At 50.6% G+C, this 6211-nt stretch carries 6 protein-coding genes; 2 read left to right on the top strand and 4 right to left on the bottom strand.

What is annotated here, in order from left to right; all coding sequences use genetic code 11:
• Positions 1-91: 91 nt before the first annotated feature.
• The 4 genes from EPN93_09365 to EPN93_09350 form a co-directional block, all read right to left on the bottom strand.
• Entirely contained in the window at positions 92-916 is an 825-nt protein-coding gene (locus EPN93_09365) for a HEAT repeat domain-containing protein (GenBank protein TAL35807.1), read from the bottom strand.
• Entirely contained in the window at positions 913-1635 is a 723-nt protein-coding gene (locus tag EPN93_09360; protein TAL35806.1) for a hypothetical protein, read from the bottom strand. Before EPN93_09360 ends, EPN93_09365 begins: the two co-directional genes overlap by 4 nt.
• Positions 1636-1699: 64 nt before the next feature.
• Positions 1700-3991, bottom strand: a complete 2292-nt coding sequence (locus EPN93_09355) for a hypothetical protein (GenBank protein ID TAL35805.1) — start codon at positions 3989-3991, stop codon at positions 1700-1702.
• Between the two features lie 12 nt (positions 3992-4003).
• Complete coding sequence (locus EPN93_09350; GenBank protein ID TAL35804.1) at positions 4004-4771, bottom strand: hypothetical protein; 768 nt, start codon at positions 4769-4771, stop codon at positions 4004-4006.
• Between the two features lie 231 nt (positions 4772-5002).
• Here EPN93_09350 and EPN93_09345 point away from each other — a divergent pair, with 231 nt between their 5' ends.
• Complete coding sequence (locus EPN93_09345) at positions 5003-5986, top strand: hypothetical protein (GenBank protein TAL35803.1); 984 nt, start codon at positions 5003-5005, stop codon at positions 5984-5986.
• 54 nt (positions 5987-6040) lie between these two features.
• The coding region (locus EPN93_09340) for a mannose-1-phosphate guanylyltransferase/mannose-6-phosphate isomerase (protein ID TAL35802.1) at positions 6041-6211 on the top strand (171 nt) is incomplete at its 3' end.

The following is a 6211-nucleotide window of genomic DNA, read 5'->3' as shown; positions in this document are numbered from 1 at the left end:
TAAAGGCGGATGAGGCACGTGCAGGTAGCATCCGGTCGGATGCAAGTACCAGAACAGGGGTTTCATCGCCGCTGACGGATTTGACTAAACCTCATGATTTTTTTACCGCTGTCTCCGCCTCGTCGCTCGCCTTCAAGGCTCTCAGAGCAAGAACCCTGATTTCGGAATTTGAATGCAGAAGAAATTCGCTCACATGTCTTCTGGTTTCCTGGTCAAGCTGGTAGCCGCGAATCGCTTTTAACAGGGCCGCGAGAATTGAGTGCTGTTCCCGCATTTCCGAATTAAGCATTCCTGCGATCGAGTTATAAAGCCTTGAATCCCTTATGGTAAGGTTTTCAAGCGCAGCGAGGCGGACGGCGTAATTGGGATCTTCCAGGCTGTGCAGCACCAATGGAATTTGCTGTCTCACCAGGGCCTGATCGTCTATCGTCAACAATCCCCTTATCGATTCCTCCCTGATGAGCCAGTCATCACTTGAAAGCCCTTTGATGAATACATTTAAAAATGCGGGTTTTCTGAACCCGGAAAGGGATTTGAGCGCGTACCAGCGAATATTGAGGTTTGGGTCTCCTTCCGCGATCTCTGCCGCGCGATTCAATATCCTGACGCTGGTCACAGACGAAATATTTTTCAGGGCTTCGATTCTGATAATCTGGTGAGAATCGTCGAGCGCCAGCAGATACGCATTTTCGATCGCCGGGAAATCCGGATCATCTATGGGGAGAGTGAATGAAGCCAGCTCATTCAGGGCCTTTTGCCGCGCCTGCCAGTTTGTTTCCTGAAATAGTCTTAGGCTACTTTGTATCGCCGCACGGTCGGTGCGCTGGATCGTAGTGATTTTTGTGCATGCAATTAAGGCACATACAACCAATAAAACTGATTTGGAGAGGCTGAATATAGCTGAATAAGATTTCAAAAGTCCTTTTTCCGGATAAGCTTATCGATAACGCCCTGTTCCTTCTTGGTGCGTATGATTATCCTGTTCGTTTCATCTATGAGGTAGTACTCGAACCATGATTGCCGAATCTCGTGGGGCACCAGCCTTGGTTCGGTGGGGGCGGCCTGCTTCATAACGCTCGATTCTTCGCTCTCGCGCAGCATGAATGATTTTATGATATTCGAATCGCTGTTGGCGATCTCGACCTCCCCTTCAAAGACGATAAATTTTGATTCGTTGTTGGTGGCGATCACCCCGAAATCGGTACCCCGAACGCCTGCGATAGCGGTGGGTGTTCGTACTACCAGTGAATCGCTTTTAAAAAGCTTTTTAACGGTGATGCGGATTTTTCCCGTGAGCATGCGTATCTTGGTAGGCGGATCCTGTTCGGTTAGTTTCAGGCTGTTTACATTCAGAACCGTGACTTCCTTGATGAAGATTTTCGAGCCATCGTTTAATACAAGCTCCACGAATGACCGGTTTCCGGTCCGGATCTTGTAATCATCGGTGATGGGTGTGCCTACCTCCGGAACAAATTTTTTACCGCTGGAAATCACGGTGATATCCACGTCCCCGGTCAGGGACGAAATGCTTCCCAGTGTCTCCTGGGCGATAGCCTGCGTTGCCAGGAAACATGCGAATATAGCCGTACCGAGGATTTTAATCATGACATTCTCCTTATCCATACCCGTGACCATGTTCTATCGATAAAGTATATGAAAGATGCATGTTTTTTTCAATACGAATTTTCCAATGGACACATCACTTGTTAATGATCAGGTACTGGTATAAAAATTTTCGCGTATTGAAGATATAATATCTTGTCTCCTGGAAGGGGATGAACTCCGCGAAATAGTCGGCATCCTCGGTGGAAATATCCCGCTGCCAGACGCGTACATTGCCGCTTCCCGCGTTATATCCGGATACCATGTAGTCGAAGTTTCCCTTGAACATTTTATCCAGCCAGGCGAGGTGATGGGTCCCGAATCGAATAGATGTGCAGGGATCTTTAAGCTCGTATTCCTGCATTTTAAGCTCCCGGGCGACACCCTTCGCCGTGGCGGGCATGAGCTGCATCAAACCTTCGGCCCCGGCGGGCGAGACTGCCCTGGGATTGAAAAGCGATTCGGCTTTAATGACGGCAAGGATCATGTTCCTGTCGATCTTGAATTCCCCCGCGGTCTTGTCGATGCATTCGAGGAAATCGACCGGGCAAATTCGCCGAAGGGTGGAAAGGGGCATGAGTGCAAAGCTCTCGCTTATTCCGTGATGCTTCATGAGCTCCAGGGTGGAAAAGATCCCATGATAGGGATGTGCATACCTGCTCCCAAAGTGCGCAAGCACGACGTTCTTGTCGTATTGAGCTTCTTTGTCATCCGGGATCATGTTAAGCTCCCGGGTGATCCCGTCGCTATATCCGGCCTCGAAATATTTCTTAAGCCGGAGGAGCTGGTTTTTATATGATGAACTTAGCGTAAGCTTTTCTACGGACTTTTCAAGCTTGGTATATTCCGCGAGGTCGCGGGAAGGCAAAGATTTTGCGCGCCGGTCGCGCTCAGCGAAGTCCTTTTGTAGAATAACGAGCATCGTATGTGCGAAAAGGTACGCTTCCCGGTCGTCCTGCTGAAGGCCGGCCTTGAAATCCGCGGAAAGGGAATCGGCCGAAAATTCTCCCTGTTTCCGATGCATGAGGGTCCATGTATAAGCCGAGTCCGGGTGAATTACCACGAGCTCGCGGAATTTTTTATCCTTCTCCGCCTTTTTGCCTGCGCCCTCGTAGATTTTATACAACCAGAATCGCATGTTATCGGTGTAGATTCCCTGGGGGTACTTTGCGGCGCCTTCTTCAAAATAGGCGGTGGCGGCCGCCTGATCTTTGCGCTTCATCGCGCTCTTCCCCAGCATCCAGAGCAGGAAGTCGCACTGCGGGTCTTCGGAATACTTCGTCTTATACTCAATGATGTATTTCTCGAAACCGGCCGGCTGTTTTTCGGCCATGTGCTGCGCAAGCCGCTTTAGAACCTCCTGGTGGGCGGCGCCGGTAAGTTTATCGACCAGTCCCTGGTATACGGCGACGGCGGCGGTCTTGTTCCTGGAATTCCAAAGCTCATTGGCCTTTGTTTTCTGAAGATCGGATTCGGGGAGTTTCGCTCCCCGGTACTGCTGGACGGCTGAATCGGCCTCGGGAATCTTGGTGCCTTTCACATATGCACGGATGAGGAAATGAACCGCGTCTGCCCGGGCTGATTCTTCCTTGAGTTCAGTGAGGGCCTTTTTCAGCATATCGGCGGACTCGCTGAAAAGGGCGTTGTTGAACGCGGCTTTGCCAAGGAGAAGGGCGTCTTCCGCTGAAAAAGCCTCGCCGGATTTTTCAGCTATCTTGAGCGAATTCTTGACCGCGATGCCCGACTGCCAGCCCGAATCCTTGATCTTGAGCGCGTCGAGATAGGCCTTGAGGGCTTCTGCGGTCTCGGATTTTTTTTCATAAAGGGATGCGGTTCGCACCTTAATGAGGGAGCGCGAACCCGGATCGTCTAAATCATCCGCGAGATCGGCCAGGGTTTTCATCGCGTCTTCGTGGCGATTGAGCTCGGAAAGGGCGCGGGATTTCAGGAGTATGGCGTCCCGGTACAGCCCGGGATCGTCCTTCCTGACCAGGTCCGCGAATTTGACGGAATATTCGAATTCCCTGAAGTTGAAAAATATTTCCGCAATTTCCGCGACCGCGTCGTTGTAATAATCCGATTTGAAACGGAAACCGGTCACGAACGAGTATACGGGTCCCGGAAAGAGCTTTAGATTCAAATCGTAGTGGGATGAAAAGCAGCTGTTCGCGAAATGAAAAAGCGCCTTTTTCCGGTTGTCCTTTTTCCCATACGCCACGGCCAGCATAAAATGTTCGCGGCTGGATTTATCGGCGCTTTCCAGGGTCTTGATTACCTGTTCCGGAGAGTGATGAAAGCCGAGCGCGGAACGAATTCCGTCCTCTCCCGGTCTTGTAAAACATGAGGAAACTACAAATAAGGCGATAAGCGCGAAACGGGCATTTTTCATTGCGGGTTCCTGTCAGTCCTGTTTTGAGGATTTGGAAAAGTAGGTGGAATATTCGTCGAGCTCGATCAGGGAGGGTTTTTCCCAGATTTCGTCGTAGAAAGACCTGTTGTTGGTTACTTTGTAATAGTTGTCCATGTGGACCTTTTTGAAATAGTCGACGCGCTCCCGGGGATTCACCACGGAAAGCTGCGTATCGACCTCATCGTAGGTGAGGGGCCTGTTGTACTGCCTCTTTTCGGGCGGGATCTGGTGTTCGATACGCGAGAGTATCGCGTAGCGGCGCGCGTGTTTCGCCATCTTGATGGCCTTCGCGTACTGGTAAAGGCGCATCGAGTAAAGCGAAACCGTGGTATTGTCGCCGATCATCTGGTTTATTTCTGCGGTTTTCTGGTCCCGGTAACCGAGCCACAGGTATGAACGGGACCTGTTGTCTTTTGAGGTGACCGCCTGCGGGGCGAACTCGTCCAGCAGCTTCTTGCTTCCTGACAGGTCGCGGGTGAGGGTCATACCGTAGAGGTCGATGAGCAATTTCTGGGATTTCCGGATCTCGATATAGGCGTCACGGAACTGGAAACGCATATATAATATCTGCGCCAGAATGTCGTACTGGATCGCTTTTTTGAAAAGCTGCTTTTCCTGGTCGGAGCCGAAATTCGTAATGGAGGAATTGATGAAATAGAAAAAGTACCGGTTGTCCTTGAGTGCCTGCTCGGACTTGCGCTGCTCCCCGGCGGACTGGCTGGATTTAGTGCGCTGCGCGGAAGCATCGGTCAGGGGCATGACGAGAAGTACCGCACATGCACAAACCAGGGCCGCGGCGCGAATGAAAGATGTTTTTCCCGGTGCATTCAAGGTCTTACCTTTGGCCGCCCATGCTGCGTCATCCTCCGGCCCGGGCTATTCAAGTGCGCGGGCGTGAGAGAAAAAAAATTGTAGTAAATTCCTACCGGATTGTATAATTCTCGTCAAATAACTTTTATCAGGATGTTTTGCCGGAAAGGAGCGCATGATATGGAAAAAAAGATAGGTCTCGTTCTGGGGTGTCTTCTCGCAGCAATGATTGTCTCGGTGCCCGCGGGCGAGGCATTCGATATCCCGAAGCCCTCGGCGTCGATCGAGAATATAGATATCGATTCCATTTCATTCAGGGATATCAACCTCCTGTTCTACGTGGGAATAAACAATCCGTATCCGATCACGATCAACCTGGAATCGGTAAAATTCAAGTTCCTCATCGATAAAAACCAATTGTTCGAGACGAAGACGACGAAAGGCCTGAAGATCAAGGCGAATAAAAAACAGGTGAACCCGTTTCTTGTGAACCTGAAATTCGCCGATATCGAGCGTATCGTTAAAAATTTCGGGGACAGCGAATACGTGGATACCCGGATAGAAGGCGAAATTTCGCTCCAGGTCCCGAAAACCGGCATCTCCGGTGTTCCCGATACGATCACATTTCCCTTCAAGCTGAACAAAAAGATCCCCGCGATTAAGCCGGAAATCAAGATTGCCAATTTTAAGGTGCAGCAGCCCTCCCTTTCGGACGTTACCCAGGCCGTGCAGAGGAGCGGGAAGAACGTGAAGCCCGAAAACGCGATGAAAATGTTCGGGGATGTCCTCTCCGGGAAAAAGAACGTCCAGGATATCAAGCCGGAAGATCTGGACGTCAAGCTTACGGTGAGTTTCGATATCGAGCTCGTCAACAAAACGAAGTCGAAGATATCGTTTGAAAGTCTCAACTACGATTTCTTCGTAAATTCTGAAGGACTCGTCAAGGGAGATACCAAGGATGTGGTGACCAGGGACAACAAGCTCGTCCTCAAGGTTCTGAACCAGTTCAGCTCCAGGGCGCTCGGTAAAACTATTATTAATGCATTTTCCGATAAAAAGGGATCCTTCGCGTTGAAAGGGCATACCTTTATCAAGCTGCCCGATGCGTTGAAGAAGGATCCGCTCAAGCTGGTGTTCGATGAAAATGGAAATTTTTCCCTGTAAAAAGCGGAATCGGACCGGTGGCTGTAAAGATTTCACGATAGAAGGGGAGACCAAATGAATATTATTCCAGTGATACTCGCCGGCGGGGCGGGAACCAGGCTCTGGCCCCTCAGCCGCGAAGAAAAGCCCAAGCAGTTTCACGACCTGACGGGGGACGGGACCCTGCTCGAGAAGACGATCAAGCGGCTTATGCCTCTCGATCCTGCCATGTGCCTTGTCGTGACC

The sequence above is a fragment of the Spirochaetota bacterium genome, assembly GCA_004297825.1.
GTDB lineage: Bacteria > Spirochaetota > UBA4802 > UBA4802 > UBA5368 > FW300-bin19.
The sequence above is the reverse complement of the archived record's forward strand: the minus strand, read 5'-3'. Positions and strand labels throughout refer to the sequence as shown.

What these genes read in the sequence shown, in the direction of transcription:
- EPN93_09360 (TAL35806.1), bottom strand. Translation starts at nt 1,635, where the DNA reads ATGGTCACGGGTATGGATAAGGAGAATGTCATGATTAAAATCCTCGGT.
- EPN93_09355 (TAL35805.1), bottom strand. Translation starts at nt 3,991, where the DNA reads ATGAAAAATGCCCGTTTCGCGCTTATCGCCTTATTTGTAGTTTCCTCA.
- EPN93_09350 (TAL35804.1), bottom strand. Translation starts at nt 4,771, where the DNA reads ATGCCCCTGACCGATGCTTCCGCGCAGCGCACTAAATCCAGCCAGTCC.
- EPN93_09345 (TAL35803.1), top strand. Translation starts at nt 5,003, where the DNA reads ATGGAAAAAAAGATAGGTCTCGTTCTGGGGTGTCTTCTCGCAGCAATG.